The 26618-nt window shown below is 60.6% G+C and carries 20 protein-coding genes and 2 pseudogenes; 17 read left to right on the top strand and 5 right to left on the bottom strand.

Features of this window, described 5'->3' with window-relative positions:
* Positions 1-103: 103 nt before the first annotated feature.
* The gene (locus tag AB4N80_RS17170; RefSeq protein ID WP_122565781.1) at positions 104-1711 is read right to left on the bottom strand and encodes an ATP-binding response regulator; all 1608 of its coding nucleotides are present in this window, start codon (positions 1709-1711) and stop codon (positions 104-106) included.
* Between the two features lie 100 nt (positions 1712-1811).
* Between AB4N80_RS17170 and AB4N80_RS17165 the strand changes: the two genes are divergently transcribed.
* From AB4N80_RS17165 to AB4N80_RS17155, 3 genes are all read left to right on the top strand, one after another.
* On the top strand, positions 1812-2450 hold the full coding sequence (locus tag AB4N80_RS17165; RefSeq protein ID WP_122565782.1) for a response regulator: 639 nt from the start codon (positions 1812-1814) through the stop codon (positions 2448-2450).
* A 317-nt stretch (positions 2451-2767) separates the two neighbouring features.
* Entirely contained in the window at positions 2768-3265 is a 498-nt protein-coding gene (locus AB4N80_RS17160) for a hypothetical protein (RefSeq protein WP_122565783.1), read from the top strand.
* Between the two features lie 92 nt (positions 3266-3357).
* Positions 3358-5007, top strand: coding sequence for an ATP-binding response regulator (locus AB4N80_RS17155; RefSeq protein WP_240998429.1), 1650 nt, complete (start codon positions 3358-3360; stop codon positions 5005-5007).
* On the opposite strand, the pseudogene AB4N80_RS17150 reads toward AB4N80_RS17155, so the two are convergent.
* The 3 genes and pseudogenes from AB4N80_RS17150 to AB4N80_RS17140 all read right to left on the bottom strand — a co-directional run.
* Positions 4988-5461 (bottom strand): annotated as a pseudogene (locus AB4N80_RS17150) (methyl-accepting chemotaxis protein); the annotation flags it as partial. The gene AB4N80_RS17155 and the pseudogene AB4N80_RS17150 overlap by 20 nt on opposite strands.
* 162 nt (positions 5462-5623) lie before the next feature.
* Positions 5624-6253, bottom strand: a pseudogene (locus AB4N80_RS17145) (PAS domain-containing protein); the annotation flags it as partial.
* A 175-nt stretch (positions 6254-6428) separates the two neighbouring features.
* Entirely contained in the window at positions 6429-7334 is a 906-nt protein-coding gene (locus AB4N80_RS17140; RefSeq protein ID WP_460078053.1) for a transcriptional regulator GcvA, read from the bottom strand.
* Between the two features lie 113 nt (positions 7335-7447).
* On the opposite strand from AB4N80_RS17140, the gene gstA reads away from it, so the two are divergent.
* Complete coding sequence (gene gstA / locus AB4N80_RS17135; protein WP_122565873.1) at positions 7448-8047, top strand: glutathione transferase GstA; 600 nt, start codon at positions 7448-7450, stop codon at positions 8045-8047.
* A gap of 129 nt (positions 8048-8176) precedes the next feature.
* A complete protein-coding gene (locus AB4N80_RS17130) occupies positions 8177-9127 on the top strand; it encodes a DNA/RNA non-specific endonuclease (RefSeq protein ID WP_122565786.1) in 951 nt (316 codons plus the stop codon).
* A gap of 386 nt (positions 9128-9513) precedes the next feature.
* On the opposite strand, the gene AB4N80_RS17125 is transcribed toward AB4N80_RS17130, so the two are convergent.
* Positions 9514-10470: a threonine dehydratase gene (locus tag AB4N80_RS17125; protein ID WP_305481763.1), complete on the bottom strand. Its 957-nt coding sequence runs from the start codon at positions 10468-10470 to the stop codon at positions 9514-9516.
* A gap of 92 nt (positions 10471-10562) precedes the next feature.
* Between AB4N80_RS17125 and AB4N80_RS17120 the strand changes: the two genes are divergently transcribed.
* The 12 genes from AB4N80_RS17120 to AB4N80_RS17065 all read left to right on the top strand — a co-directional run bounded on the left by AB4N80_RS17120 (position 10563) and on the right by AB4N80_RS17065 (position 26588).
* Positions 10563-11378 carry a helix-turn-helix transcriptional regulator gene (locus AB4N80_RS17120; RefSeq protein ID WP_122565789.1) on the top strand — a complete coding sequence of 272 codons (816 nt, stop codon included), beginning with the start codon at positions 10563-10565 and terminating at the stop codon, positions 11376-11378.
* Positions 11379-11617: 239 nt separating this feature from the next.
* Positions 11618-13492 (top strand): 3-dehydroquinate synthase, encoded by a 1875-nt coding sequence (locus tag AB4N80_RS17115; RefSeq protein ID WP_460078051.1) that lies wholly within the window; start codon positions 11618-11620, stop codon positions 13490-13492.
* Complete coding sequence (locus AB4N80_RS17110) at positions 13489-14379, top strand: UbiA family prenyltransferase (protein ID WP_460078049.1); 891 nt, start codon at positions 13489-13491, stop codon at positions 14377-14379. Before AB4N80_RS17115 ends, AB4N80_RS17110 begins: the two co-directional genes overlap by 4 nt.
* Positions 14376-15149, top strand: coding sequence for an EboA domain-containing protein (locus tag AB4N80_RS17105; protein WP_460078048.1), 774 nt, complete (start codon positions 14376-14378; stop codon positions 15147-15149). Before AB4N80_RS17110 ends, AB4N80_RS17105 begins: the two co-directional genes overlap by 4 nt.
* Positions 15150-15187: 38 nt before the next feature.
* Positions 15188-16072 (top strand): TatD family hydrolase, encoded by an 885-nt coding sequence (locus AB4N80_RS17100; protein WP_122565793.1) that lies wholly within the window; start codon positions 15188-15190, stop codon positions 16070-16072.
* Entirely contained in the window at positions 16069-17298 is a 1230-nt protein-coding gene (gene eboE / locus AB4N80_RS17095; protein ID WP_460078046.1) for a metabolite traffic protein EboE, read from the top strand. Before AB4N80_RS17100 ends, eboE begins: the two co-directional genes overlap by 4 nt.
* Positions 17288-18742 carry an alkaline phosphatase family protein gene (locus AB4N80_RS17090; protein WP_305481767.1) on the top strand — a complete coding sequence of 485 codons (1455 nt, stop codon included), beginning with the start codon at positions 17288-17290 and terminating at the stop codon, positions 18740-18742. The genes eboE and AB4N80_RS17090 overlap by 11 nt, the downstream gene beginning before the upstream one ends.
* Positions 18712-19851: a hypothetical protein gene (locus tag AB4N80_RS17085; RefSeq protein ID WP_122565796.1), complete on the top strand. Its 1140-nt coding sequence runs from the start codon at positions 18712-18714 to the stop codon at positions 19849-19851. Before AB4N80_RS17090 ends, AB4N80_RS17085 begins: the two co-directional genes overlap by 31 nt.
* A 10-nt stretch (positions 19852-19861) precedes the next feature.
* The gene (locus tag AB4N80_RS17080) at positions 19862-22240 is read left to right on the top strand and encodes a hypothetical protein (RefSeq protein ID WP_460078044.1); all 2379 of its coding nucleotides are present in this window, start codon (positions 19862-19864) and stop codon (positions 22238-22240) included.
* A gap of 181 nt (positions 22241-22421) precedes the next feature.
* Complete coding sequence (locus tag AB4N80_RS17075; RefSeq protein WP_122565798.1) at positions 22422-23342, top strand: hypothetical protein; 921 nt, start codon at positions 22422-22424, stop codon at positions 23340-23342.
* Between the two features lie 129 nt (positions 23343-23471).
* The gene (locus AB4N80_RS17070; protein WP_460078042.1) at positions 23472-24776 is read left to right on the top strand and encodes a hypothetical protein; all 1305 of its coding nucleotides are present in this window, start codon (positions 23472-23474) and stop codon (positions 24774-24776) included.
* Between the two features lie 3 nt (positions 24777-24779).
* Positions 24780-26588 (top strand): hypothetical protein, encoded by a 1809-nt coding sequence (locus AB4N80_RS17065; RefSeq protein WP_354338411.1) that lies wholly within the window; start codon positions 24780-24782, stop codon positions 26586-26588.
* Positions 26589-26618 lie beyond the last annotated feature (30 nt).

Raw genomic sequence — 26618 nt, 5'->3', positions numbered from 1 at the left:
CTGCATGGGTATGCAAGTGGCTGGAGTCATCTTCTGCCCAAAGCGGTTGCGCAGGAATACGCACAAACTGCAATCCACCGTTTCATAAAATGGAATGGTGGGCTCAGGTCCTGACACTGGCGAAATGCTTGGTCAATTCGAGCAAGGTCGCCCGCAACTCCGGAGGTCGCACCGGCTTGGGGAGGATCGAAATATTCATGTGGTGCAAAGCGTGGCGAATTCTTTCGATCTCATGGCCGGTCATGATCATGGCGGGGACTTCCCAGCCCCGTTGTTCGCGAATCGCGGCGATGCATTCGGCCCCCGAGACCTTCGTACCCAGGTCGAAGTCGGCAATGATGATGTCGCAGTCACTGGTCACGCCCACCCCGTCGCTGTGGGTTTCCACTTCGCATCCCCACTTCTCCAACAGCGCAGACGTCGCCATCAGCACATTGTCGTCATCCTCCACCAGGCACACCCGCAAGCCCTGCAAGCGGCTTTGCGTGGGCAGCGGTCTGTCTATCACCACCCTTGGCGCGACCCTTTCCAGCCCTTGGATCATGGCACGTGTGCCCTGGCCGAGCCGGGAGTCCAGCTGGATGTCCAGATGGATCAGGTGGCTGATTCGCTTGACGATAGACAACCCCAGACCCAGACCCTCGACGTCCTTGTCACGGACGTGGCGTACCCGATAAAACTCCTTGAACACATCAGGCAGATGTTCGGCGGCAATGCCGCGCCCCTTGTCGTAGATCACCACGGCCAGGCGCGTGCCCTGGCGCCGCACACCGATCAGCACCGGTTGGCCGGGCGCGTATTTGAGGGCGTTGGACAGCAGGTTCTGGACCATTGTGGTCAGCATGCCTGGATTGACGCTGACCCAGTAAGGACAGGCGCGCAGGCGCAACTCGACACCGGCCCAGCGGGCGGCTTCGGTGTTCTGCTTGACCACGTCCTGGAGCAGCGCCCCCAGGTGCACGGGTTCGGCCTGCGGTTCAAGCTGCCCGTTATCGAGAGTGTAGATGTCCAGGATCGAACGAAACAGCTGTGACACGATGTGCAGCGAACGGTCGATATTGTCCACCAGTCGCAACTCTTCCTGGCCCAGCCGGGCATCGCGCAGGCAGGCGGTGAACAGGCCGATCGAGTGGATGGGCTGGCGCAAGTCATGGCTGGCCTGGGCCAGGAAGCGGGATTTTTCCTGGTTCGCGGCAATCGCCTCTTGCGAAGCGATGCGGGTACGGGTCAGCAGGATATGCGCGTAGGCAGGCACCACGATGGTGGTGACGATCAACGTCAGGAACAGGTAGGGCTGGCCACGCCAGAACGGTGTGAGCAGGAAAATCACCCCCAGGGTCGACAGCGCGATACCGGTTGCCAGCGCCAGGTAGCGCGAGCCGAAACGCATGCCATTGCCCAACGTTACCCAGAGCAATGCCGCGTACGCCGGCAGCGTGCCCTCCCCGCCCACGATCAAGGCGAAGGCGAGGCTTGCGTAATCCAGTGTCATGGCAAAAAGACGACGCAGGAAGAAGTGCCCAGGCCAGCGCTTGACCGCCATGCGTAGCGGGATCGCGGTGCCGAAGAAAAAGACCATGTACCACAGGATCGGTACATAGGTTTCGAAGTCACTGGCCAGAAAGGCCACCACAATGATGTACAGCGCAGTACATGCCCCGACCGTCAACCTCAATGTGGCCTGATCAAGCTCGCTATTCTTTTCCGTCATATTCACAGGTTTATTCCAACATGAAAGTTTGTTTCAAACTGAAACCCGAAGGGCCGTTTAGGTTACGATGCGCGAACTTGTAATCAGAAGGATCTGAAGCATGACATGCAGAGTCATTGTGGCAGATGACCATCCTTTGTTTCGTGAAGGTATGTTGAGAACCCTCGAACGGCTTCTGCCGGCAGCCACCATAGAACAAGCGGGCAATCTGGAGGAAGTATTGACGCTGGCGCGTTCCGGGGTGGAAGTGGACTCCCTGATACTCGACCTGCGCTTTCCCGGGATCAAATCGCTGCACGTCATCGGCCAGTTGCGCAGTGAGTTCAAACGGACTTCCATTATTGTGGTTTCAATGATGGATGACATCGATGTTATTTCCCAGGTGATGGCCCTGGGGGCTGACGGTTTCATCGGCAAGAATATCGACCCCGCCGGCATTGCCGACGCCATCATGGCAATACGCGAAGGCGAAGTGGTGGTGAAGTATCAAGCCGAAAACGCGGTCCAGGACGATGCGTTTTCCCAACTGACTGCGCGTCAACGACAGGTACTTGGCTTGATCGCGGCCGGCAAGACCAACAAGGAGATAGCCCGGGACCTGGGCATTTCCCCGTTCACGGTGCGCATCCATGTCTCGAGCCTGCTCAAATCCCTGGGTGTCCCCACGCGCGCAGCGGCTGCGGCGCAATTTTCCAACTTCCCAAGCAATAGCGGATGGTCGGAAAAACCAGACAATTAAATGTGTAACAGCCGCCAATACTCATTGAGCATTACCCCCCTTTGCTCGCCTCCGAGGCGATAGCACACTTGTACTATAGCGTCGCTCAGTACTCTCCCCCTAAGCTGTGGACGCTCCCTAAAAAGGCTGTTCAAACAGCCAAACATAAAGAAAGCCAACGCGCCATTCGCCATGCGGTATCACTGTGCCTATCGAAACGTTATGGCGTGCAAAGCCTATGGATTAAATAAACCCAAAGGCGGCGCAATGCTGGGTCAACTTCACCGACTGCCCGGTTGAAGTGGAAGGGTCCTGACATTAACTCAAGGAAAGTCATCATGTCCTTCGTATATGGAAAAACACTTAGAAACGGATTGTCACTGTGCGTGCTGGCGGGCGTACTCAACGGCTGTGCAAACACCGCTGACTTGGGTAATTTGATGAGCACCTTGAATCAGGGTGCGCAAAAATACGACGTCGCTTACCTCAAGCAAACGATCATTCCGGGCAAGACGACAAAAGGCCAGATCACTCAAATGTTCGGCGTGCCGAGCAATGAAGAACTCAATTCGACCAGCACCAGCAACGAGTCGAACTGGACCTATGAAAAGGGTGATGAGGGCCTGGATAAATACATGAAGCTGGCCCATAAGTACGTGTCGCCCGAGACGCGCCTGAAGATGTATGAAACCTCGGCCCAACTGTCCAAGGTACAGACCGTGGCCAATGACATGAGCAGCGCGACCGGCACGAGAACGGGCCAAAGCCAGACCCAAGGCTCGGTATTGACCATTTATTTCGTCGATGACGTCGTGAAGTACTACAGGGTCTACTGACGCAATGGCTCGTCCATTGGGGACAGCATCACGCCTGTCCCCAACCCTCACCGAGACTAGCCGCTACGCTTGGAGGCATCAGAGATCATGAGATGCCAAAGCCAGTGGAAAAGAACAGTGAACTCGACCAGGCGACGTTACGCCTGACCGTCAGCGCCTGTGCGCTGTTGTATATCGTCGTATTGGCCAGTCTCCATCCCGGTGATGCCACAAGCTACGTGCCCATCATCGTCTACATCGTGACGTTTATCGTCGCCTCGGTATTCCTGCGCATGATCATCAAGCGTTGGCCGGGACACTTCTTCTGGCGACGCCTCTTCTCGATGCTGCATGACTACACAGGCATCGCTTTCGCCATGGTGCTGGGCGGTGAAAGCGCACTGCCGATCTACGCCGCGCTGCTCTGGGTCACCTTGGGCAATGGCATGCGCTTCGGCTCGCGCTACCTGGCACTGGCAACCGTTATCGCGCTGTCGACCCTGGTGCTGGTTTTCTGGCTCAACCCATTCTGGCACACCCAGCCCTACATGTTCCTGATGGTGATCGTCACCACCATCGTGGTGCCCGCCTACGCACACATTTTGCTCAAGCGCACACGCATTGCCTCCGAAGAAGCCATGGCGGCCAACCAGGAGAAATCACGGTTCCTGGCCCAGGCCAGCCATGACCTGCGCCAACCCATTCATTCCATCGGCCTGTTCACCGCCTGCCTGCGTGACGCCAGGCTGGGCCTGGAAGAATTGCGGCTGGTGGACAACATCGACCGTTCGCTGCACACCGTATCGCAGCTGTTCCGTTCGATCCTCGACATCTACACCCTGGACCACGGCCAACTGATGCCGAAGGCGGACACCGTCCATTTGGGAGCGTTATTGCAGGACGTCGTCAAGCAGAACACCGAGGCGGCTCGCTGGGCCGGGGTCGAATTGCGCCTGCGCGCCTGTCCTTACTGGGTCAGCGTCAATCCAGGCATGCTGACCACAATGGTCCAGAACCTGCTGTCCAACGCCCTCAAATACGCGCCCGGCCAACCGGTGCTGATCGGTGTGCGGCGCCAGGGCACGCGCCTGGCCGTGGTGATCTACGACAAGGGGCGCGGCATTGCCGCCGAACATTTGCCCGAAGTGTTCAAGGAGTTCTACCGCGTGCGCCATGTGCGCGACAAGGATGTCGAGGGCCTTGGCCTGGGCCTGTCCATCGTCAAGCGCATCAGCCAGATACTCGGTGTCGATATACATATCCGTTCCACCGTAGGACAAGGCACCCAGGTGGCGATCAGCGGCCTGGAACTGGCGGCGCCAAGGGCCATGGAGCCCAAGGTGTTACCCGTCCAGCATCGCTTGGACGGATTACGGGTGTGCTTGGTGGAAGACGACGCCAACGTCCTGATGGCGACATCGGCGCTCCTGGAAAAATGGGGCTGCGAGGTGGAAACCCACAGCGACGGCGAAGGGCTGACCAGCGATTGCGACATCATCATTGCCGACTTCGACCTGGGTACGAAGGTTTCCGGCTCCGAATGCATCGCCGCGATACGCGAGCAGCGCGGCTGGCAAGTCCCGGCGCTGGTCATCACCGGGCATGAGATCGAGCGGATACGCCAATCGCTGCACAGCCTGAACATCTCGGTGCTGGCCAAGCCCGTGCGACCGCCAGAGCTGCGAGCGGTACTGCTTGAACGGGTCAAGCACATGGATCGCCAGGGCATGGACTCAGCTCACTTCAACCCACCCAGCCGATAGCCGTCTTGGGGATCACCTCGGACTCGTCGAGCTTGGACGCAAACATGCTGACCGCATCGAGGGCGTCGGTGGTCCCGTTCCTGATCTGCACGATGACCGATCCGGCCTGGTCTGCCAGGGTGACGCCGCGCAAGGCGCCCTCATGGGTCACGTTCATACTCGCGACGGCATCGCGGGTTTCGGAGAGGATCATGCCGATCATTTCAGCAATCTCCGAGGTGGAGCGGCTGGTACGCCCGGCCAGTTGCCGGACTTCGTCGGCCACCACCGCGAACCCCCTTCCCTGATCGCCGGCCCGCGCCGCCTCGATGGCCGCGTTGAGGGCCAGCAGGTTGGTCTGGTCGGCAATGCCGCGAATGGTGTTGACGATGGCCGTGATCTCTTCCGAACGAGCCCCCAATTGTCCAACCAGGCGTGCGGAGGCGCCGATGTTGTCGGCGATCTCACGCATCTCCTTGGCGGTCTGGTGGATCACCTGGGCGCCCTGCTCGGCCACGCGTTCGGTTTCGGCGGAGATGTGGTACGCACGGGAGGCGCCGCGCGAATCCTCTTCGAATTTCTCCACCCGTTCGGTGATGTCGCTGGCGAACTTCACAACCTTACACAACTTGCCTTCGGCGTCGTAGACCGGGTTGTAGCTGGCTTCCAGCCAGACGACTTTGCCGTTTTTGCCGAGGCGCTTGAATTGACCGCTGAAAAACTCACCGGCGTTGAGACGACGCCAGAAATCACTGTACTCCGAGCTGCCCACCAGGCTCGGTTCGCAAAACATCCGGTGGTGCTTGCCCTTGAGTTCAGCGAGTGAGTAATGCATGACATTCATGAAGTTGTCATTGGCGGTCAGGATGTTGCCGTCCAGGTCGAACTCGATAACCGCCATGGCCCGGTCGAGGGCCGCCAGCCGGCCACGTGTCTCGGCCTCATTGGCCACCCTGGCGGTGACATCCAGTGCGTACTTGACCACCTTCACGACGCGGCCTTGCTCGTCCACCACCGGGTTATAGCTGGCTTCCAGCCACACGTTCTGGCCTGAGGCGCTGCGGCGTTGAAACGTGCCGGACACGAATTGACCGGCGCGCAACTGGTTCCAGAACTCGCGGTACTCGGCGCTGCCCGCCAGCGCAGGGGTGCAGAAATCCCGATGGGACAGGCCGGCCAATTGTTCTGCACGGTACCCCATCGTGCTCAGGAAATTCTCGTTCGCCCGAAGGACCTTGCCGTCGGGGCTGAACTCGATAACAGCCATCGACCTATCCAAGGCCCCGACCAGTCCTTTGTAAGTTGCCAATTCGGCCGTCCTAGCCGTCAGTTCATTTTTTAGTTTTTTATTAAACATGACGTACCCTCGGTGAACCCTGAAAACAACCGGACCTTCTATGTGTATATCGGCTGGTTGGCTGGGGACTGAACGGTATCTGTAATCATGTTTCGGCGCCAAAACTCACCGAATCCATCAACCAGGTTCTAAAGGCCTGCACCTTTGGCGCATCGGCCAGTTCGTGGAGGGTGACGAAGTAAAAGCCCAGGCCATCCTTCAACCGCAGATCAAAGGGTGCAACCAAGCGTCCCGCCTTCAGGTCATCCTCGACATACGTTGAACGGCCGATGCACACCCCCAGGCCATCAACCGCCGCCTGTACGGCCATCATGGCCAGGTCGAAGGTCAGCCGGCTGCCTTCGGCCAGTCTTTTCGGTTGGCCAGCGGCACTCAACCACGAAGCCCAGTCGCCACTGGTCACCCCGCTGACCTGCAACAAGGTGTGCTGGGCCAGGTCGCCAGGGTCCTGCAAGGGGGCGGGACCTTGCAGCAGCCTGGGGCTGCACACCGGGAAGATTTCGTCGGCCATCAGCCAGTCGGCCCGCACACCCTTCCAGTCACCGACGCCGTAACGAATGGCCGCATCGACGCCGCCCTTACGAAAGTCCACCCGTTCCGTGGATGCGGTGACACGCACATCAATATGCGGGAACGCTTGTTGGAAGGACGCCAGCCGCGGCAGCAACCATTTGGAGGCAAACGAAACCAGAGTACTGATCGTCAAGACGCTGTTGTTGCGGCTTTCCAGCAACGTCTCCGTGCAATAGCGCAGTTCATGGAAGGCCGACCGAACGCCTGGGAAATAGGCCTGACCTTCACGGGTCAGGGCCAGACCGTCCTTGAGCCGCAGGAACAAGCGCACGCCCAACTCCTCTTCGAGCCGGCGAATCTGATGGCTTATGGCTGTTTGAGTGACGTTCAGCTCTGCTGCGGCTTGGGTAAAGCTCATGTGCCTGGCGGCTGACTCGAATGCTTTCAGGCCGTTGAGAGAAGGGATTCGGCTGGCCATGGAGGTTTGCTGTGCTCATGAGATTTTGTCATACGCTAGCACTGAAGATGTCCTTTGAAAATGTTCCGAGCCTCACCGATTCTGGCGGCCCGTTCCCCGTCTGTGAGGAAACCATGAAACTGTACTTTGCCCCCATGACCTGCTCATTGTCCCCGCACATCGTGCTGCGAGAATTGGGCCTGCCTTTTGAATTGATCCGGGTCGACAACAAGACCAAGCGCACCGCCGACGCGCTCGACTTTCTGACCATCAACCCCAAGGGTTACGTGGCCGCCTTGGTGCTGGATAACGGCAGCGTGTTGACCGAGGGGCCCGTCATTGTCCAGTACCTGGCCGACCTGGTGCCCGGAAACACGCTAGCCCCGGCCAACGGCACCTGGGAGCGGGTTCGCCTGCAGGAGTGGTTGAACTTCATCAGCGCCGAAATCCACAGCGGTTGCGCCCCGCTGTTCAACGCCGACATTGCCGAACCAAGCAAAGCGATCTTCAGGGCAAAACTGTTCAAGCGCCTGGACTACCTCAGCCAGGCCCTTGCACGACAGGACTACCTGATGGGCCGCTTCGGCCTGGCTGATGGCTATCTGTTCACCGTTTTGAGCTGGTTGCCGTTGTTCAATATCGAGATCGGGGACTGGCCGGTGCTGGCGTCGTTCATGGCCCGAATCGCAGCACGCCCCAGCGTTCGGGCGGCGATGGCAGCGGAGGCGGCATAGCCACAGGTCGACGATCAACTTCACTGCGCGGTGTTTTGTTCCCACGCAGCATCATAAAAATTTCATGGTGCCGGAGCATGATCGCTAGGTTTGCTGATTACTTTCGTTCCCATTCAGCGAGGTAGGATCATGCCACCGCAAGGACTCCAGGTGGATTTCGCCCACCGACCACGGCTTGCCGATCTGCATCCGCTGCAGGAAACCGCCAGGCGCGTGTCCGGCACCCTGCGCAAACAGGCAGAGCCCACCGTCACGCCGGCGGTGCAGTTGCAAGACCGGCAGGGATACGACAGCGGCTTTCTGGGCGACTTCATAGTGCCTTGGCCGAGCGTGGAAGCGACGTTGGTCGATGACATCTACCCGACCGGCACCGCCGACAATCGCCTGGATTATCAGCACTTCTCCATCATGCTTTCGCGACGGCGACGTCTGGCCCTGGTGGCGGGCGTCAACATCGATGGCGCCAGCAGCGTCGAGATCGACCGGCGTCGTGATGCCTGGGCCTACGACGGTCGAATCCCCAGCGACGCCCAGATTGGCGAAGCGCTGTACGCCGGCAATTTACTGGATCGCGGTCATCTGGTCAGACGACAGGATCCCAATTGGGGGCCTGACGCACAGACCGCCAACAACGACACCTTCCACTTCACCAACTGCTCGCCGCAGATGGCAGCCTTCAATCAGAAAACCTGGCTTGAACTTGAGGATTACATCCTCGATAACACACGCCGGTGGAAAGCCAGGGCGACGATATTTACCGGGCCGTTGTTCCGGGACGATGATCAAACGTACAGAGGCGTACAGATCCCCACCGCCTTCTGGAAAGTCGTGGCCTTTCTCGGTGACGACGGCAAACCTTCGGCCAGTGCCTACATGATTGACCAGCGCCAGGAGCTGGAACAATTGGAATTGGTGTTCGGGGCACTCAAGACCTACCGGCGCAGCGTCGATCAAATCGAAGCGCTGACCGGTATCCGCTTTGCCGGCTTGGCTGACTATGACGGCTTCTCCAACGAAGAACGACTGACCGGGACGAGGATTGAAGCGCCGATCCGTGGGCCCGAGGACATCCGTCTTTGAAAACGGTGGGAGCGAGCCTGCTCGCGATGACGGCGGCACATTCAACATCATCGCAAGCTGACCCACCGCTATCGCGAGCAAGCTCGCTCCCACAGGTTTTGCGGTGTACATGAGTTTTGTGTCTGCTGAAAATCCAATGTGGGAGCGAGCTTGCTCGCGATGGCGGCGGCACATTCAACATCATCGCAAGCTGACCCACCGCTATCGCGAGCAAGCTCGCTCCCACAGGTTTCCGTCAGTGGCCGTTACCGCAGAGACGGATATACACACCGTCCTTAGCAACAAATCAGCAGGTGCAGACCATCATCGGCATCGGCATGGCGTTCATCATGGAGGTGTTCCCTGTAAGTTCGAGAGTCGGACGAGGAATCTCCCGCCCCCATGGCTCAGCCAATCAATCGGGCATACACCGGCCGGTCAATATTCCCACCGGACAGAATCACCCCCACTTTTTTCCCCCGCATCGTTTCACGCTCCTGCATGAGTGCCGCCAAGGCCGCGGCGCCTGCTCCCTCGGCGAGGTTATGCGTATCGGTGTAATACACCCGCATGGCCTCGGCAATTTCCCCGTCGCTGACCGCGACGATCCGCGCCGCAGCGGCTCCGTAGATGGCAAAGGCCTCGGGGATGGGTCTACGCACGGCCAAACCGTCGGCAAAGGTATTCGCCGAAGGGGTCTCACACAGCCTTCCCGTTTCAAAGGACAACTTCGCCGCGACGGCCTCGGTGGACACGACGCCCACCACCTGGGTTTTCAGCCCCAAGGCGTCGCGAGCGGCGATGACTGCGCAGATCCCCGAGCCACAGCCTATCGGCACGTAGACGGTGTCGAGGTCCGGCACCGCCTTGAACAGCTCAAGCCCATAGGTCGCCACGCCCTTGACCAACTCCGGATGGAACGGCGGCACCAGGTAGAGCCCCTGTGCATGGGCCAGGCGTGCAGCCTCTTCCCGGGCCTCATCGAAATCGCGGCCATACTCGACCACTTCGCCACCAAAGCCACGCATGGCATTGTTCTTCTCCACCGAGTTACCTTGCGGCACAACGATCAAGGCTTTCAAACCCAGTGCAGTGGCCGCCAGCGCCAGGCTCTGGCCATGGTTGCCGCGCGTCGCTGTGACAATGCCTTTCGCCTCGGGGTGCTCGCGCTTGAGCCAGCGCACGAAGGTCAGGCCACCGCGCACCTTGAAGGCCCCCGTCGGGGTGTGATTCTCGTGCTTGACCCACACCGTGCAACCCAACCGTTCAGCCAGCAACGGCCAGGCGTATTGGGCAGTGGCGGGCATGAACTGGTAGAGATGGCGGGCAGCGTGTTCGATGTCGTCGCGGGTCAGTGTGTGCATGATGGGCCTCCAGGTTTTGCCCAGTCTAATCAGCGCGCCAGCGGCAGGCTTTCAGAAAACTGACCTGACTTTCGGGCCCGCTCTTCACTACTATGCTGCTCATGAACCCGCGAAACCGCCAACCACCGCCCCAAACTGAATCGGTCCGTCGTATCGAGGCAGGGCCTTGGGCGATCGAATTGCTGCCCGGTTGCGCCTACGCGACCCGCTATGTCGCGACCCAGTCGGCGATCGGTTTTGCCTTCGACAGCCAGCGCGGCATGCACGCCATCGGCAGTGATCGTGTGCTGCCCTTCGAGGCGCTACCCAACGGCCTGGCATTCGTCCCCGCCGGATGCGACGTGTTCTCCGAATCCCCCAGGGGCGGTGAATACCTGCGAGTGGCGCGCACCGACGGCATGACGTTGCCGGGAGAACATGCGTTCAACAATCGTATTGACCCGCAGGCCATCACCCTCGCCTTGAGCATGCGCAGCGCACTGCTGCGTGCAACGACAGAGGGCGATTGGGAAGCCTGGGCGCTCGGGCTGGCTGAACGGGTGAAAGACCAAAAAACGTTTTCGGCACGCCCTCAAGGTTCCATCACGGGCAACCGGATGCGCCTGCTCGATGAATTCATCGACGCCGATCTCGGCGGTCCGCTGGGAGTCAAGGAAATGGCTGGGCTACTGGGTTTGTCCGAGGGTTATTTCATGCGGGCCTTCAAGCAGGCAACCGGCAAAAGCCCACACAGTTACCTGATCGACCGACGCCTCGCCAAGGCACGGGCGCTGATGCGTGATTCAAGCGCCCGGCTGACCGACATCGCGCACACCTGCGGCTTCAATTCCCAGGCGCACATGACCACGCTGTTCAAGCAACGCCTTGGCGTCAGCCCGGCGCAGTTGCGCGGGTATTCGAGGCCCTGAATGCGCAGCACAAGCGGCTGATGCGGGTCAGCTGAAGGGCGAAGTCCCCCCAATCAAATTGCCATCAGATCGCCTTGCAAAAATACCCTGGCCGTCTAGATTCAAACCTGTCTCCAACCACATCTTCAACCACACCTGACAGCCCCTTGGGCGAGAGCGTCTATTGGCCTGAAAAACACACTTGGCGTTGCTTTTAATTACTGACACGGAATCAGTCATAACAACAAGAGGGATGCTTGATGAAGCATGGCCGTGGGTATCGTTTGCTCTCGCAAAAAGGACCAGCCGTACATTTCTGGCTGTCATTGGTTTGCTTTTCAGGCCTGGTGATCGCCAGCTTCCTGTTATTCGAACAACAGATCCAGGGCTTGCTGACCCATATCAACCTGTACCTGCCCTCGACGCCCGCGCAGAAACTCAACCTGGCCTTGCTGCTGATTGCCCTGCTGGCGCTGGACGTGGTGCTGCCGGTGCCGTCGAGCATGGTCGCGCTGCTGGCCGTGGCGATGCTCGGCAGCCTGGGGGGTTACCTGGTGATTTTCGTCGGCCTGTGCCTGGGCGCCGGGCTGGGTTATGCGCTGGGGGCCGGCTACTTCCGTCTGCTGTCCGGCCGCCTGGGCCTGCATCAACGCCAACCGGGGCAACTGGCCTACCGGTTGGGCACGCTGTCGTTGATCTGCCTGCGCGGCGTCCCGGTACTGGCGGAAACCTCGGTCGTCGCCGCCGGCATGCAACGTTATCCATTACGCGCATTCATCCTGGTCACCACCCTGGCCAATGCCGGCCTCGCATTGGCCTACAGTGCCATCGGCACCTTCCTCGTCGAACAGAATGCGCTGTTGGTGACGCTGCTCGCCAGCATGGTATTGCCTGGGCTGTTCATCGCCGGGTACAGCCTGTTCAAGAGCATTCGCCGGCACGGCGCGGAGCCGCCTTTGCACGGGCGTTTCAAGGTCAGCTACGACTACCCGGTGGTGTTCACCGATCATGTATTCGACCCGCTCAATCCCTGTTTGCACCGCCAGCTCATGACCGGGCACCGGGGCCAGGTCACGGTGCTGGTGTTCGCCGATGAACAACTGCTGCACAGCACCCCGCACCTGCTGGAACAAATCAATGCCTACTTTGCCAGTCATTTTCCGGACCTGCATTTGCAGGCACCGCCCATCGCGGTCCCGGCCGGCGAGTCGAGCAAGGATTCACAGGTGTTGCAGCAGCTGTACAGCGACATGCTGCAACATGGCTTGGACCGGCATTGCTATGTGCTGGCCCTCGGTGGCGGCGCGGTGCTCGATGCGGTGGGCTACGCCTGCGCCACCTTCCACCGCGGCATTCGCCTGATTCGCATCCCCAGCACCGTGCTCGCCCAGAACGACGCCGGGATCGGTGTGAAAAACGGCATCAACGCCTTTGGCCAGAAGAACCTGCTCGGGGCTTTCTATCCCGCCACCGCGGTCATCAACGATTTTCAATTGCTGACCAGCCTGACCCGGCGCGACCAGATCGCCGGGTTGGCGGAGGCGGTCAAGGTGGCGCTGATCAAGGACCCGGCGTTTTTCCAGTGGATGGAGCAACAGGCCGACGCCCTCGCCCAGTTCGATCATGCAGCCAGCCGCTACGCGATCCGCCGCTGCGCCGAATTGCACCTGGCGCACATCACCGGTGCCGGTGATCCCTTCGAGCGCGGTAATGGGCGGCCTTTGGACTACGGGCATTGGGCCGCCCACAAACTGGAAAATCTCAGTCACCATCGACTGCGCCATGGTGAAGCCGTCGCGGTGGGCATGGCCCTGGATGGGCTCTATGCCAATGCCCTGGGGCTGTTGAGCGACGCCGACAGCGACCGGGTGCTGCGCCTGCTACTCAAGCTCGGCTTCTGCCTGAACCCGCCGGAACTGACCCTGCAAGATGCACGGGGGCGTTCACTGGTTTTGCTGGGGCTGGAGGAGTTCCGCCAGCATCTGGGCGGGCAACTCTCCATCCCCATGCTCAGCCGGATCGGCGAGTCGGTGGACTTGCACGAAATCGATACCGCACGAATGGAGCAAGCCTTGCAGCGGCTGTCCACCCAGGTCGATCTTACGCTGACGCTGAACGAGAGCTGTGCGCAATGAACCCGTCGTCGCCGGACCTCAAGACCTGGATGACCCTCGGGCGCGTGTCCAACCTGCCCACGGTATGGACCAACACCTTGGCCGCCGCCCTGCTCGCCAGCAGTGCCGGCGCCCTGGCACCGCCGTCGTCCCTGGTGTGGCTCCTGCTGCTGGCGGCCCTGTCGCTGCTGTACCTGGCCGGCATGTTCTTGAATGACTTGTTGGACGCCGACTGGGACCAACAACACCATAATCCCCGCCCCATCACCCTGGGCCTGGTCAGCCGCCAGCAAGTGCGGTTGGCCACGGCGCTGCTGCTGGTGCTAGCCGCAGTCGCGCTGCTGGGGCTGAGCCGGCTGATCGAGCAGCCGCATTGGTTGCTGGGCAGCGCCACCCTGTTGGTGGGCTGCATTCTCGGCTACAACCTGCTGCACAAAAAATATGCCCACAGCGTCTGGCTGATGGGTGCCTGCCGCTCAACGCTCTACCTCACCGCGGCGGCCAGCCTGGCGATGCCACCCGAACCGATCTGGCTCTGCGCCATTTTACTCGGCGTCTACATCAGCGGCCTGACCTACCTGGCCCGCCAGGAACACCGCAACCAACTGATCAGCCGCCTCCCTCTGCTGCTGATGCTGAGCCCACTGGCGTTGGCGATCTACGCAGACAACGCCTGGTTCTGGCCGGTCCTGCTGATATGGCTTGGCTGGTTGGGCTGGCACTACTGGCGCAACCTGGCCAACCCGCGGCAACGGAAGGTTCGCGCCTTTATCGGTGCAGGTCTGGCCGCCCTGCCGCTGTTCGATGCCCTGGTGCTGGCCGTCGCCAACCAGCCGCTGGGCAGCCTGTTATGTGTCCTGGTGTTTTTCCTGCTTCCTCATTTCCAACGCTGGATCAAACCAACATGAACACGGACGTTACTGCACCGGCATCGGCGGCCCTCGACATGCGCCACGACTGTCTGAACGAACAACGCCGGAATTTCATCCAGTCACTCGATGAAAGCGAACGGCAATGGTGGCTCTTGGCACAGGCGCAACTTGCCCAACACCCGGACGCCAACACCGCGGCGCTCCTGAGCGGCCAGTGCAAGCGCAACCTCAAGGAGCGTGCCCAGCCCGGCACTGACGGCTGGAGCAATGTCCAGCTCGCGCGGGCGTTGCTGCTGGCCCAGGTCCTGGAGCAACAACCCGGCGCCGAGCAGGTGCCCCTGCTGCGCCAGTTGTTCCTGTGGGGCGACGACCAGGAAAAAATCGCCACCTTGAAGGCCCTTGACTGGCTCGATTGCCGAGGGCTGTGCGTCGAGCTTGCCCTTCAGGCCGGGCGCACCAGCAACAGTCAGGTGTTCGCCGCCCTCGCCCTGGACACCGCCTATCCGTCGCGTCACTACGACGAACGGGCCTTCAACCAACTGGTGTTAAAGGCGCTGGGCATGGGCCTCGACGTGCGACGCCTGATCGGCCTGACGCAACGCCACAGCGTCACCCTCAACCAGTTGGCCCTCGACTTGTTGGACGAACAACTCGCCGCCGAACGAACGGTGTCCGTCGGCCTGCCTCACGTGATTGCCTTCACCCTGCTGAGCCCGGCGCAACGTCAGCGCCTGGCCGGCCTGGCCCAGCAACAACGCTTGCCGCCGCTCTGGCAGGCGCACCTGGGCGGCACTTTGCCGAACTGAAACCCGCCCGTCCCCTGCCTTTTTGACGAGGATTCACCATGCTCAAGTACTTCGACCCGCATATCCACATGGTCAGCCGCACCACCGACGACTACCAGAACATGGCGGCCGCTGGCATCACCGGCGTGATCGAACCGGCCTTCTGGCAGGGCCAGGCCCGGACCAGCGTCGGCAGCTTTATCGACTACTTCGACACACTGTTGGGCTGGGAGCGTTTTCGCGCCAGCATGTTTGGCATCCATCATTTCTGCACCATTGGCCTGAACCCCAAGGAGGCCAATGACCTGTCGGTGGCCAATGAAGTGCTGGAGATTCTGCCGCGCTATCTGGTGAAAGATGGCGTGGTGGCGGTGGGTGAAATCGGTTACGACGACATCACCCCGGAAGAGGATCGCTTTCTCGCCGCCCAATTGGAGCTGGCCAGGCAATTCAATCTACCGGTGCTGGTGCATACCCCGCACCGCGACAAGATCGGTGGCACCAAACGCACGCTCGCGGTCATCCGCGAGGTCGGCATTTCCGAACACCTGGTGATCATCGACCACCTCAACGAACTGACCCTGCCCCTGGTGCTGGACAGCGACTGCTGGCGCGGCCATTCCATCTACCCCAACACCAAGATGTCGGAACAGCGCATGGTCGCGCTGCTGCAGCAGTACGGCACGGAAAAAATGGTGGTCAACAGCGCGGCCGACTGGGGCATCAGCGACCCGCTCAAGGTGCCCAAGACCGGCCAGGCGATGCTGGCCGCCGGCTTCAGTGAAACCCAGGTCGAACAAGTGCTGTTCCACAACCCGGTGGACTTTTTTGCCCAGAGCGGCCAGTTGGACAAAACCCTGGTCAGCACACCCCTGCCCATCGATCAGCGGCGGCAGTGGCAGGACAACTCCGCCCTGCGGGGCCAGGAGCCGGTGATCAAATGAGTGCCCGCACGGGTTGGACGGCCACGCAGATCGGCTATTGCAGCAACGTGCACCCGACCCGTGACCTGGGCGGGCTGCGCGCATCCGTCGAACGGCATTTCCAGACCGTACGCACCCTGCGCGGGCTGGACACCCAGGACAGCGGCCTGTGGATCAGCGCCGTGGCTGCCGCCGAACTCCAGCAGGCGCAGGCCCGTGGGGAGTTTCTCGACCTGCTGCAACGCAGCGGGCTGCGCCTGACCTCGCTCAACGGTTTTCCCTACGGCCAGTTTCACCAGGGCGCGGTAAAAGCCGACGTCTACCTGCCCAGTTGGGCCGATCCACAGCGACTGACGTACAGCCTGGACCTGGCCCGGTTTCTCGCCCAGGCCTTGCCGGCGGATTGTGCCCAGGGGGTGATTTCCAGCGTGCCGCTGGGTTATGCCGCGCACTGGAACCCGACGCTACAGCAACGTGCCGAGCGTCAATTGCGCGAGCTCACCGCCGCGCTGGCCCGGCTGCAACGGGAGACGGGCAAGAAGATCGTGGTCTGCCTGGAGATGGAACCTGATTGCGTGCTGGAAAACACCGACCAAGCCATTGCCTTCTTCCACCACTGGCAAGCCACGGACCCGCACCATGAGTACCTGGCGCTGTGTTTTGACGTCTGTCACCAGGCCGTGATGTTTGAAGACTGCTATCAGTCACTGGACCGATTGCGTCGGGCCCGGATCCCCATCGGCAAGATCCAGCTATCCAACGCGCTGATTTGTCGCCTGCCGGAGGACGAGTCGCGGCGCGAACAGGTGCTCAAGACATTGGCAGGCTTTGCCGAACCCACCTACTTGCATCAAGTGAAAGCCCACGACGGGCAGGCGCGGTTATCGGCCTGGGCCGACCTCCCTGCGGCGCTGGATGACTGTGAGCAGAACGGCGCCGCCCATCCCGAACTGAGGATTCACTTCCACATTCCGTTGTTCAGCGAACACCTGCTGTTGCCTGAACTCAGCGGCAGCCAGGTCGCCCTGGCGCAAACCTTCGACTTTCTGGCCGAGCATGGGGATTTTCGCCCGGTTCTGGAAGTGGAAACCTACAGCTGGGGCGTCCTGCCCAGCCAGTTGCGGCCCACGACCGAGCACGCCCAACTCCAGGGCATCGCGGCGGAATTGCACTGGGTCGAGGCTCAGTTGCAACAGCGCCAGTTGCTGCAACCCCAAGCGCTGGAGGCCTGCGCCGATGCCCTCTGATCCTGCGCGCCAGCCGCTGTTGCTGATCAACGTGGTCGGCCTGACCCCCGCGCTGCTGGGCGCCGCGACGCCCTGCATCAATGCGCTGCTGAAAACGGCCAGGATGGCCACGCTGCAACCGGTGTTCCCGGCGGTCACCTCTACCGTGCAGGCTTCGATCCTCACGGGCCAGCCACCCTCGGAACACGGCATCGTCGGCAACGGCTGGTATTTTCGCGATCAGGCCGAAGTCCGCTTCTGGCTGCAACCCAACGCACTGATCCAGGGGGAAAAGGTCTGGCAGACACTCAAGCGTCAATACCCCGGGTTTCGCTGCAGCCAATTGTTCTGGTGGTACAACATGTACGCGGACGTGGATGCCGCGATTACCCCACGCCCCCATTACCCGGCCGATGGCCGAAAAATGTTCGGCCTGTATTCGACGCCGGCCTCGTTGCATGAGCGTATCGAGCAGCAGATCGGCGAATTTCCCTTTCCAGGTTTCTGGGGGCCGGCGGCCGGCATCGCCTCGAGCCGCTGGATCGTCGATTGCGCCATCGCCGAATTCCAGCTCAATCGACCCGACCTGCAGTTGATCTACCTGCCCCATCTCGACTACAGCCTGCAACGCCTGGGCCCCGAGCACCCGTCGATTGCCAACGAGGTACGGGCCATCGACAGCGAAGTGGGACGTCTGCTGGCCTTTGCCCAAGCGCAAGGCGCGGCGGTGATGCTGCTGTCCGAATACGGGATCGAAGCCGTCACCCAATCCGTTTCCATCAACCGGTTGTTACGTGCCGAAGGCTTGTTGCAGGTACGCCAATCGCTGACTTGGGAATTGCTCGATCCCGGTGCCAGTGCGGCGTTTGCGGTGGCCGACCATCAGATCGCGCACATTTACGTGAAGCAGGCGCGCGACATCCCTCGGGTCAAGGCACTGTTGCAACGCCAGGCCGGCATCGAGCAGGTGCTCGATAAAACCGAACAACGGGCCTGGCAACTGGATCACCCCCGCAGCGGCGAGCTGGTGGCCGTGGCCGCCGCCGATTACTGGTTCGATTACTACTACTGGTTCGACGATCGCAAGGCCCCCGACTTTGCCCGCACCGTGGACATCCATCGCAAGCCAGGCTACGACCCGCTTGAGCTGTTCATCGACCCAGCCATTCGCTTCCCAAAATTGAAAGTGGCGCGCCGCCTGCTGCAGAAAAAGCTCGGCTTTCGCTACTACATGGACCTGATTCCGCTGGACACCCGCCTGGTCCGCGGCAGCCACGGCCGGCTGCCGGAGAGCACGAAGACCGGCCCGCTGCTCATCACCAATTGTGATCTGTCGTTGCCGCAGCACCTTGCGGTCACGGCGGTGAAGCAACTGCTCCTGGAACACTTCCAGGGGCACCCTCATGCCGATACGGCGAATGCCAAGGAGCTTCCATGCGGCGAGCCATTTCCATCACTGTTCTAAGTGCCCTGGCCGGTTTGGCCCAGGCACAGGACCCCAACAACTTCGACTGCAGCAATTTCCTGCAGTTTGGAGCCGACATCAACAAGACCCGGACCGCGTTTGCCCAGAGCCCCGAGACCATGGCCTGGAATTGGTTCGCCTGCCTGAACCAGCCCAGCACGGCACAGAGCAGCAACCTCGTGTGGGAGACGATGAAGCCCTCGGACCAGGTCTACCTGCCCGATGGCGCCCCGCCGGGGGCCTATGACACCTCCGCACCGCTGCCGGCCGAGGTGGTGACACAAGCCAAGGCGCAAGGCATGAACCTGTCCCGTGCCTTCCATAACCTCAACGCCACCCAACAGGTCGACGGCTTGATCCTGCAAATGGGCGGTGCCGTGCCCGACGCCCAACAGGGCAACCCCGTACGCTTTCAACTGCTGATGGGCAAGGACACCTTCGACTACATCGTGAAGAACCAGGTCTACAACGTGAATGGCCAGGCCGCCCTGGCCAATGACCTGAACTTTCCGCCCACCGCCTGGGAGTTGAAAGCCGCGTGGCTGTGGATCGGCTCAGACACAACCTACCGACAAACCCTGGTCAACGACGGCTACTACATTGCCCAGGCCTATTACCAGCAGGACGGAAAATACCAGGTTGGCTACGCGGCACTGAGTGGCCTGCATGTCGTCAATAAGCTGGACAGCAACTGGGTCTGGACCACCTTCGAAAACATCAACAACAGCAAGTACACCGTGACCAATGCGCCAACACCCGCGCCGATGACCAACACCACCGGGCCGACTCCGGCCGCCAAGCCGGTCAATGTCAGCTTCCAGGCCAATAACCCGAGCCTGTCGAAATACGAATTGATCGGAGTCGAGTTCCAACCCATCACCCAGGTACTGGCCAACTCGCAGCTGGAATCGGCGTTCCAGAACACCTCGTCCTGCCTGGCCTGCCACAGCACTGCCGCCTACTCGAACGACGACGGCTACTTCAATTTCGCCCTGAACAAGGGGGACGGCATTGTTTACCCGACAGCCCCGCTGCCAGCCTCAGACTTCGACGGCTACAAAAAACTGGACTTTGTCTGGTCGCTGAAACGCGCCCAGTGGCAACGCTAAGGAGCATGACATGAGCGTATTGAATTTCCCCCGTATCTACCTCAACGGCCATATGTTCTGGAACCCACCCACGGCCAACAACAATGATGTGTTCCCGCTGTATGACGCGGTCAACATGGACATCAACTGGCCGTTCATGAGCCACTTCGACATCACGTCCACCAACGCCCCCACCAAATTGATGCCCTGGGCCATCAAGCCCCTGGCAATGAACGAGCTGCCGACCTATGTGCTGCAGGTACCGACCAATGCCAACCCGAAGACCTACCCGTACATGCCCGCCGAATGGGATCTGTTTGGGGACAATGCCTGCGGCACGGTGAGCTACAAAGGCACTCGCTCAACGATCATCGGTGGCGAGCTGCAGGCCAACACCTACATCACCCAGGATGCGCTGGTCGGCAGGGACTACCAACTGCTCGGCAATCCCTTTGGCAGCAACACTCCGACTGCCGCGCGCTTCGTGGATGTCAGCCCGTGGCAGAACACCTTCACTGCGTTGTATTTCGACAAGCTGATACTGGGAGATGCCACGTGTGGCCTGACCCTCAATCGCCAATATCGGATGATGGATCGCTTCCTGAACTTCAACTGGGGTGCCTTTGGTGGCCTGGTGTATGTCACCACCACCTGGCAGACCTGCTTTCCCAAGGAAAACCTGGAATGGGTCATCGGCGATTCGGCGCTGTTGAGTAACCTTCAAAAGCAGATGACGCAGCAAGGTGTACAGGGCTTGATGTTTCGGTTCTCCACTTACCTGACGTGCTACGACAGAAACGGTGTTTTCAACGATTTCCCGTACGTCAACACCCACTCCAATGCCCCCACGGATACGGATCGTGTGCAAGCGATGTATCAGAAGGGCCTGGACAACGTTTCCAATATTTTCTTCAACCCCGCCTACAGCCGCACCGCCGCAACCCTGGGCCTCTGGCTCACTGACGAATACCCTACCGCCCCCGCCGGCCTTCGCCTGGTGCCCGCGCAACCTGTAGCGGTTTCTCAACCAGGCAAGGATCCCCAAAGCGCCACACTGGGCGTGGTGTCGGCACAGATTACCGACAACACCCTGTCGCTGGACCTGGCTAACACTTTCCCGTTTTATCCGGTGCTCCCCAAGGCCGATATCCTGACCGCCGAAAAATTCCAGGCCGGCGACTACAAACTGGGGGTTCTGCAGAATCAACAGTTCAATCCGGTGGTCAGCTTCGGTTTCGACCAATACAACCAGGCCGCCTTCGACAAACGTTCCGGCCTGCTGGACTTCACCCTGACCGACGCCGACAAGACAACCTTGCAGTCCGGCCCGCTGGCGCTGCAAGTACAACCCCCGGCCCAGGATGCGCCGAAGATCGCCGCCACCCAGCAGACCTGGACCGCCGAGGTCATAGAAAGCGGCAGTTTCATCGACGTGGGCGACCACAAGACGCTGACCATCATGGTGCAGAAAAATGGTGTGCCAGCCGCCAAGACCACGCTGTGGGTAGCGGAATATGGCAACCCCTACATGGTGACCACCAGCGATTACTACCTGGCGTTCAGTAACGCCGCCAACTTCACGCTGTTCTACGACGACCCGACGGACCGCAACTTGAACCATGCCAATCTGCCGCAGTTCAATGATGCGCCCCCCGTATCGAACTACCTGGCCACTGGCAGCGGCCGCCGGCTTACCGCCCTGCAAAACGTGCATCGGCCGACCAGTACCCCGGTCGGGTATCAGGATTTCCTGAACGGCGAGAGCAAACCGATTGCGGTCAATTTGCGCCCTTGCCTGGCATTCGACGCCGGCGTCTACGTCACCGGGACACTGAACAACTACCAGGCCACCCCGGTGGATTACTCCTATGTAACCACCACCACCGACGCCAACGGCATCGCCCAGGTAAGCTTCAGGGCCGTGGCTCCGGGCTTCCCGACCTTGCGTTTTTTTGTCAAGGAAGGCGACAGCGATCCGGTCATTCCCTTCAGCTTCCCGCTTCCCCAAGCCTACATCGACTTCCTCGCCCCGCTGCGCGTCCTGCCTTTGGACGTGCAACTGCAACAGGACTTCATCAACTTCTGGAACACCGTCTACAAGGACAAGGACGCCGCCACGCAGTTGTGGGAGGGTTTCCTCTACCCACGCATCCTGCAGACCTTCTATTACCTGTACCCCATCATGAACAAGTACATGCCGCTCAACTCCCAGGCGCGCGTCGAAGGCGCCATCGACCAGCTGATTGTGCTGATCAGCAAGCCCTACCAGGAAGAAAGCACGCTCTCGATGCCCATCACCCGTGACATGTCCCAGAGCCGCCGCGCGGTATTGGAGCTGTGGGCCAAGAAGCTGGTGAAGCGCAACTATCCGCCACAACAACTCAAGATGAGCGATTACGACAACCTCTGACCGTAACGCTGTTTACCCAAGGAGGATAAACCACTGTGGGAGCGAGCTTGTGTGGGAGCTGAGCTTGCTCGCGATGAAGGCACCGCGGTCTTTCGAATGACCGCGTTATCGTTCATCGCGAGCAAGCTTTGCTCCCACAGGCTCCCACAGTGTCACCCGGTACTTTTCAAAGGAATGACCTATGAAAACCAGTCTCTTGAACCGGCTGTTGCTGTTGATCCTGCTGTTCAGCCCATCGCTGTTCGCCCAAGACAGCGGTGCCGTCTACTTCACCATGGGCGTGCACAACACCGAGGGCTGTAACGAACAGAACGGCAACTGCATCGCCAAACGCATCCCGGGCGAGCCCTCCGATCCGTTTTTCCCAGCGTTCTGGATCAGCGATTGGACCATGTACCGGGTGATGCACAACTACGAAAAGAACCCGCCGCCCTACAGCAATCCCCCCACCACCCTCACCCCGGCGGACTACACCGTCTCCCGGGGGACCAGCTACTACGACACGGCGTATATCCCGGCCGATGGCGACGGCTTTGGCGCGATGATGGAGCACTATGAGAAGTACTGCCTGCCGATCTTCCCGATCAAGAACAACAACTACACCTGCTCCTTCGTGTCCCTGGGCAACAAGGCTTACTTCCTGACCTACCCGCAGGATCGTCCGAAAGACATGCCGGCCTGCTGCATGTTCTCGCCAATGAATCATCCACCTCGGCAGGACTTCATCCAGCACCTGCCCTACAGCGCCGAGCGCAGCCAGAACCTCAACGCCAGCGTGCAGGCCTATGCGCTGGACCTTCAGTCGCCACAGGGTCCGATCCTGTTTGGCTATGCCTTCTACAAAAAGATGACGGGACAACCACCCTACCGGCAGCCCCAGTCGTTCTTTTTCTCCGGTGACACCAGCGTCGCCAATGCGCCGATTGTCAGCCAGAACTACACCAATTTCCGCATCGCCAAACCGGACCCGGCCCAGACCTGGGCCCAGGTGGCCGCGATGTGCCCGGCGAATCCGCCGCCCTGCCAGTTATTCGAGCCACCGGCTTCCCAGAGCAACGGCCAAAAGGCGCAGTGGAACAAGCTCATGCAGCGCAAACCCTGAATGTGGGAGCGGGCTTGCTCGCGAAAACGGAATGTCAGTCGACTCAATGTTGACTGGCCCACCGCTTTCGCGAGCAAGCCCGCTCCCACATTTGATTAGTGTTGTCCTCACCTACGTGGAAGGATCGCCATGAACACTTCACTTCGTTTCACCATGGTGCTACTGGGCCTGGTCAATCTTTCAGCCCTCGCCCTGGAACAACCCCAGGGACAGGCCGTGCCGTCGACACAAGCCACCCGCCTCAATTGCCAGCCTCCCAGCACGGCACCGGCAGCCAATGCCAGCCAGGATCTGTTCGATCAATACAGCTGGCAGCTGTTCATCGCCGTGAACTGGCCCGCCCAGGCGGGGCAGCGAGGTGATCCCGACTGCAGCAAACAACCGGGGGACCCTGGCTACACCGTCTGGCAGACCTACAAGACCGTAGAAGAAACCTTCCTGCCACGGGGGGCAGATCCAGGCCCCTGGAACAGCCCGCTACTTGCCAAGAGCCTGGGCATCATCAACATCGCCGCGCTGAAGAACAGCTCCCAGGTGAATGCCGTCGACCAGGCCGTCGGCGGCTGGCTGATCGACCAGGCTGGCAACCCGACCTACTACGACATCTCGGCCAACGAAACCTCCTACAACTACATCGTCGCCAACCAGTTCTATAACGCCGATGTCGTTTCCAAAGCCAACAACATCCTCTTTCCCTACGGGGTCATCGAGGTCAAATCGAGCTGGCGCATCCTCACCACGCATGACAACGCCAGCCGCTACCTGACCCTGCTCGCCCGTGTAGCCACGTTCGACGATCAAGGCCAGCGCAGCGGCGTCACCGAGGCCTACCTGGGCCTGGTGGGGCTGCATATCATCACCAAGGTGAACGGCTATCCGCAGTGGATCTGGTCGACCTTCGAACAGATCGACAACGTTCCACCCAAAGTGCAGGTGAACGGCGTGTGGGTCGACCAGCCGGCATCCGGCACGACCTATTCCTACTTCAACCCCAGCGCGCCGGCAGCCACCCTCAACCAGTCACCCTGCGACTGGCAGACCCAGGGCGCGCACCTGGTCTGCGTGCCCAAACCCGGCACGACCTTCCAGACCCCGAACCCGTTGAACCGCGTCACGCCGATCGCCGAGGTCACCAACCAGGTCAACACCCGCTACCGCAGCGACCCAGGCCTGCAACGCAGCGTGTTGAAGTACTACCAACTCATCACCACCCAGCGCCCGCTGATGCCAGACAACCCCAGCAACCCACTGGGACAGCCGACACCCGCCCTTTCGGCCAACGTGACCATGGAAAGCTACATCCAGCCCAACAGCAGTTGCATGAATTGCCACTCCATGGCGACACCGGTCAAGAGTCCCTACAAATCCGATTACTCCTACCTGTTCAAATTTGCCAACGCGCCTGTCGGCAAGACCATCAAGGACGAGGAATAACTCATGAGCATCCTGAACGGACCACGGCTGAATTTCTGGGGCGGCATCCGCACGGACGTCAGCCTGCCGAACAATTCCCCGACCATTCCCTACGATGGCAACGATGAGTGGCCGCTCTTCGACCTGACCACCTCGACCCTGGCACCAGGTGCCCAGCCCTACACCGACGACCAGTTGAACAACATGATCAACGCCCCCACCGGCAACTACTACACCGCCGGTGGCTGGAATCACTACGGGCAACATGTCGTCGACATGCAGAACGCCTTGATCAGCTCCCAAGGCAAACCCGGCAGTATCAGCACCACCGGCGACCTGGTGGGCCAGGCCGTCTACCTGCTCGGCTCGGTGGACCCGGTGACCGGCCAGGGACCGGTGTCCGGCCCGATGATGGTAGACCTGGACCCCACCGCCTCGACGACCACTCAGATCTTCGTCGGCGGCCTGCAAATCGGTGGCAACGACAACATCCAATTGCTGATCCGCAGCAACGCCGTGTGCAGCAGTTTCGACGTGGCGGGACGTGTGCTATTGCCGAAAAAGATGGACGCGCCGGGCTCTTTCCATGCCAGCGGCACGTTTCAACTGACCTTCCCCTTGAGCAGCATTGTCAGTTGGAACCAGAACAGCAGCGGCCTGCGCTCGATCATCCAGGCACCGGGCGCGACGGGCATCGTCTTGCGTTTCGTCATGTTCGAAATGTGCCCCACGATGACCACCGAACAGCTGGACGCCGACTACGCCGCCGGCAAGTACACCCCCAACCCGAGCATCGGCCGAGTCATCGGCACACTGGCCCCGGCCTTCGCCGATGAGCCGCTGAACTGCCAGCCGGGCCGGCAACTGGTCAACCAGAGCACGGGCAATGCCGGCTATGCCGACCTGGACAATACCGGTTACCTGAGCATCGACATGGTGAACGTCATCCCGAAGGAAACCTTCCGGGCGGTCAGGGACGACATCACCAGCCCGATCGGCCCCAACGCCAATTACGGGACTGTGACCATCAGCGCCGGCACCACCACCCTGACGACCCTGGAGCCGACCAGCGGTTTTTTATTGGACTACTACGTGTATGGCGGCATCGTCGACCTGCCCCTGACCGTCGACCAGCAACAGGCGGTGCGGACCAACGCCTTGGCGATCAATGCGCCGGACAAGGTCGCTGGGACCACGTTGCAAGCCACCGAGTCGACCTATCGGATCTATGCCGACCAGCGCAACGTCTACTTGGAGGACTACCCCAACGGCCTGTCGATCACCCTGCAAGTCAGGTACCTGGGCGGCGCGGTCCCCTGCACCACCGAAATCGGCCTAAAAGCAGCGGCTCCCGCTGTCTATGATCAACCGCAGTACTGGGACTTTCTCGACTTCCCTGACTCATTGACCGTCAGCAGTGGCCAGCTTTCTGTCAGTTTTCCCGTCACCCTCAAGCCGGGCAGCACCGCCCAGGCGGGTTTTGTCGCCTTGACCTGCACGGCCAATGGCCTCGACAGCGGTGCTTACTTCACCAACTTTCGCAAATACGCCCAGACCGACTTCGGCATTCCCCAGGGCACCACCATCACCTGGCCGCTGATGTACCCCAACGTGCTGCGCTTTCACTACCTGGCGTTCCCCGCCATGTCGCGCTATATCCCGCTGAATCAGCCCGACGCCATCATGGGTGCCAAAAACCCCATCCTCGCCCGCACCTCGGATGCCTACAAAGGCACCACGCTGTTCATGCCAGTGGTGCGCTCGATGTCGCCCTGTCAGCGGGCGCTGCTGCGGGCCTATCTCACCGGCGAACCGTGGCAACCGCCGCAATGACCGCGCCCCTTTTTGCTCACGGATTTTGTT

Source organism: Pseudomonas sp. H3_A02 (assembly GCF_054671965.1).
The sequence above is the reverse complement of the archived record's forward strand: the minus strand, read 5'-3'. Positions and strand labels throughout refer to the sequence as shown.

Bases quoted from the DNA above. Each gene is read 5' to 3' on its own strand.
- AB4N80_RS17165 (WP_122565782.1), top strand. From the start codon at position 1,812: ATGACATGCAGAGTCATTGTGGCAGATGACCATCCTTTGTTTCGTGAA.
- AB4N80_RS17120 (WP_122565789.1), top strand. From the start codon at position 10,563: ATGCTGCTCATGAACCCGCGAAACCGCCAACCACCGCCCCAAACTGAA.
- AB4N80_RS17160 (WP_122565783.1), top strand. From the start codon at position 2,768: ATGTCCTTCGTATATGGAAAAACACTTAGAAACGGATTGTCACTGTGC.
- AB4N80_RS17140 (WP_460078053.1), bottom strand. From the start codon at position 7,334: ATGGCCAGCCGAATCCCTTCTCTCAACGGCCTGAAAGCATTCGAGTCA.
- AB4N80_RS17075 (WP_122565798.1), top strand. From the start codon at position 22,422: ATGAAAACCAGTCTCTTGAACCGGCTGTTGCTGTTGATCCTGCTGTTC.
- eboE (WP_460078046.1), top strand. From the start codon at position 16,069: ATGAGTGCCCGCACGGGTTGGACGGCCACGCAGATCGGCTATTGCAGC.
- AB4N80_RS17110 (WP_460078049.1), top strand. From the start codon at position 13,489: ATGAACCCGTCGTCGCCGGACCTCAAGACCTGGATGACCCTCGGGCGC.
- AB4N80_RS17105 (WP_460078048.1), top strand. From the start codon at position 14,376: ATGAACACGGACGTTACTGCACCGGCATCGGCGGCCCTCGACATGCGC.
- gstA (WP_122565873.1), top strand. From the start codon at position 7,448: ATGAAACTGTACTTTGCCCCCATGACCTGCTCATTGTCCCCGCACATC.
- AB4N80_RS17070 (WP_460078042.1), top strand. From the start codon at position 23,472: ATGAACACTTCACTTCGTTTCACCATGGTGCTACTGGGCCTGGTCAAT.
- AB4N80_RS17125 (WP_305481763.1), bottom strand. From the start codon at position 10,470: ATGCACACACTGACCCGCGACGACATCGAACACGCTGCCCGCCATCTC.
- AB4N80_RS17115 (WP_460078051.1), top strand. From the start codon at position 11,618: ATGAAGCATGGCCGTGGGTATCGTTTGCTCTCGCAAAAAGGACCAGCC.
- AB4N80_RS17100 (WP_122565793.1), top strand. From the start codon at position 15,188: ATGCTCAAGTACTTCGACCCGCATATCCACATGGTCAGCCGCACCACC.
- AB4N80_RS17090 (WP_305481767.1), top strand. From the start codon at position 17,288: ATGCCCTCTGATCCTGCGCGCCAGCCGCTGTTGCTGATCAACGTGGTC.
- AB4N80_RS17080 (WP_460078044.1), top strand. From the start codon at position 19,862: ATGAGCGTATTGAATTTCCCCCGTATCTACCTCAACGGCCATATGTTC.
- AB4N80_RS17170 (WP_122565781.1), bottom strand. From the start codon at position 1,711: ATGACGGAAAAGAATAGCGAGCTTGATCAGGCCACATTGAGGTTGACG.
- AB4N80_RS17085 (WP_122565796.1), top strand. From the start codon at position 18,712: ATGCGGCGAGCCATTTCCATCACTGTTCTAAGTGCCCTGGCCGGTTTG.
- AB4N80_RS17065 (WP_354338411.1), top strand. From the start codon at position 24,780: ATGAGCATCCTGAACGGACCACGGCTGAATTTCTGGGGCGGCATCCGC.
- AB4N80_RS17130 (WP_122565786.1), top strand. From the start codon at position 8,177: ATGCCACCGCAAGGACTCCAGGTGGATTTCGCCCACCGACCACGGCTT.
- AB4N80_RS17155 (WP_240998429.1), top strand. From the start codon at position 3,358: ATGCCAAAGCCAGTGGAAAAGAACAGTGAACTCGACCAGGCGACGTTA.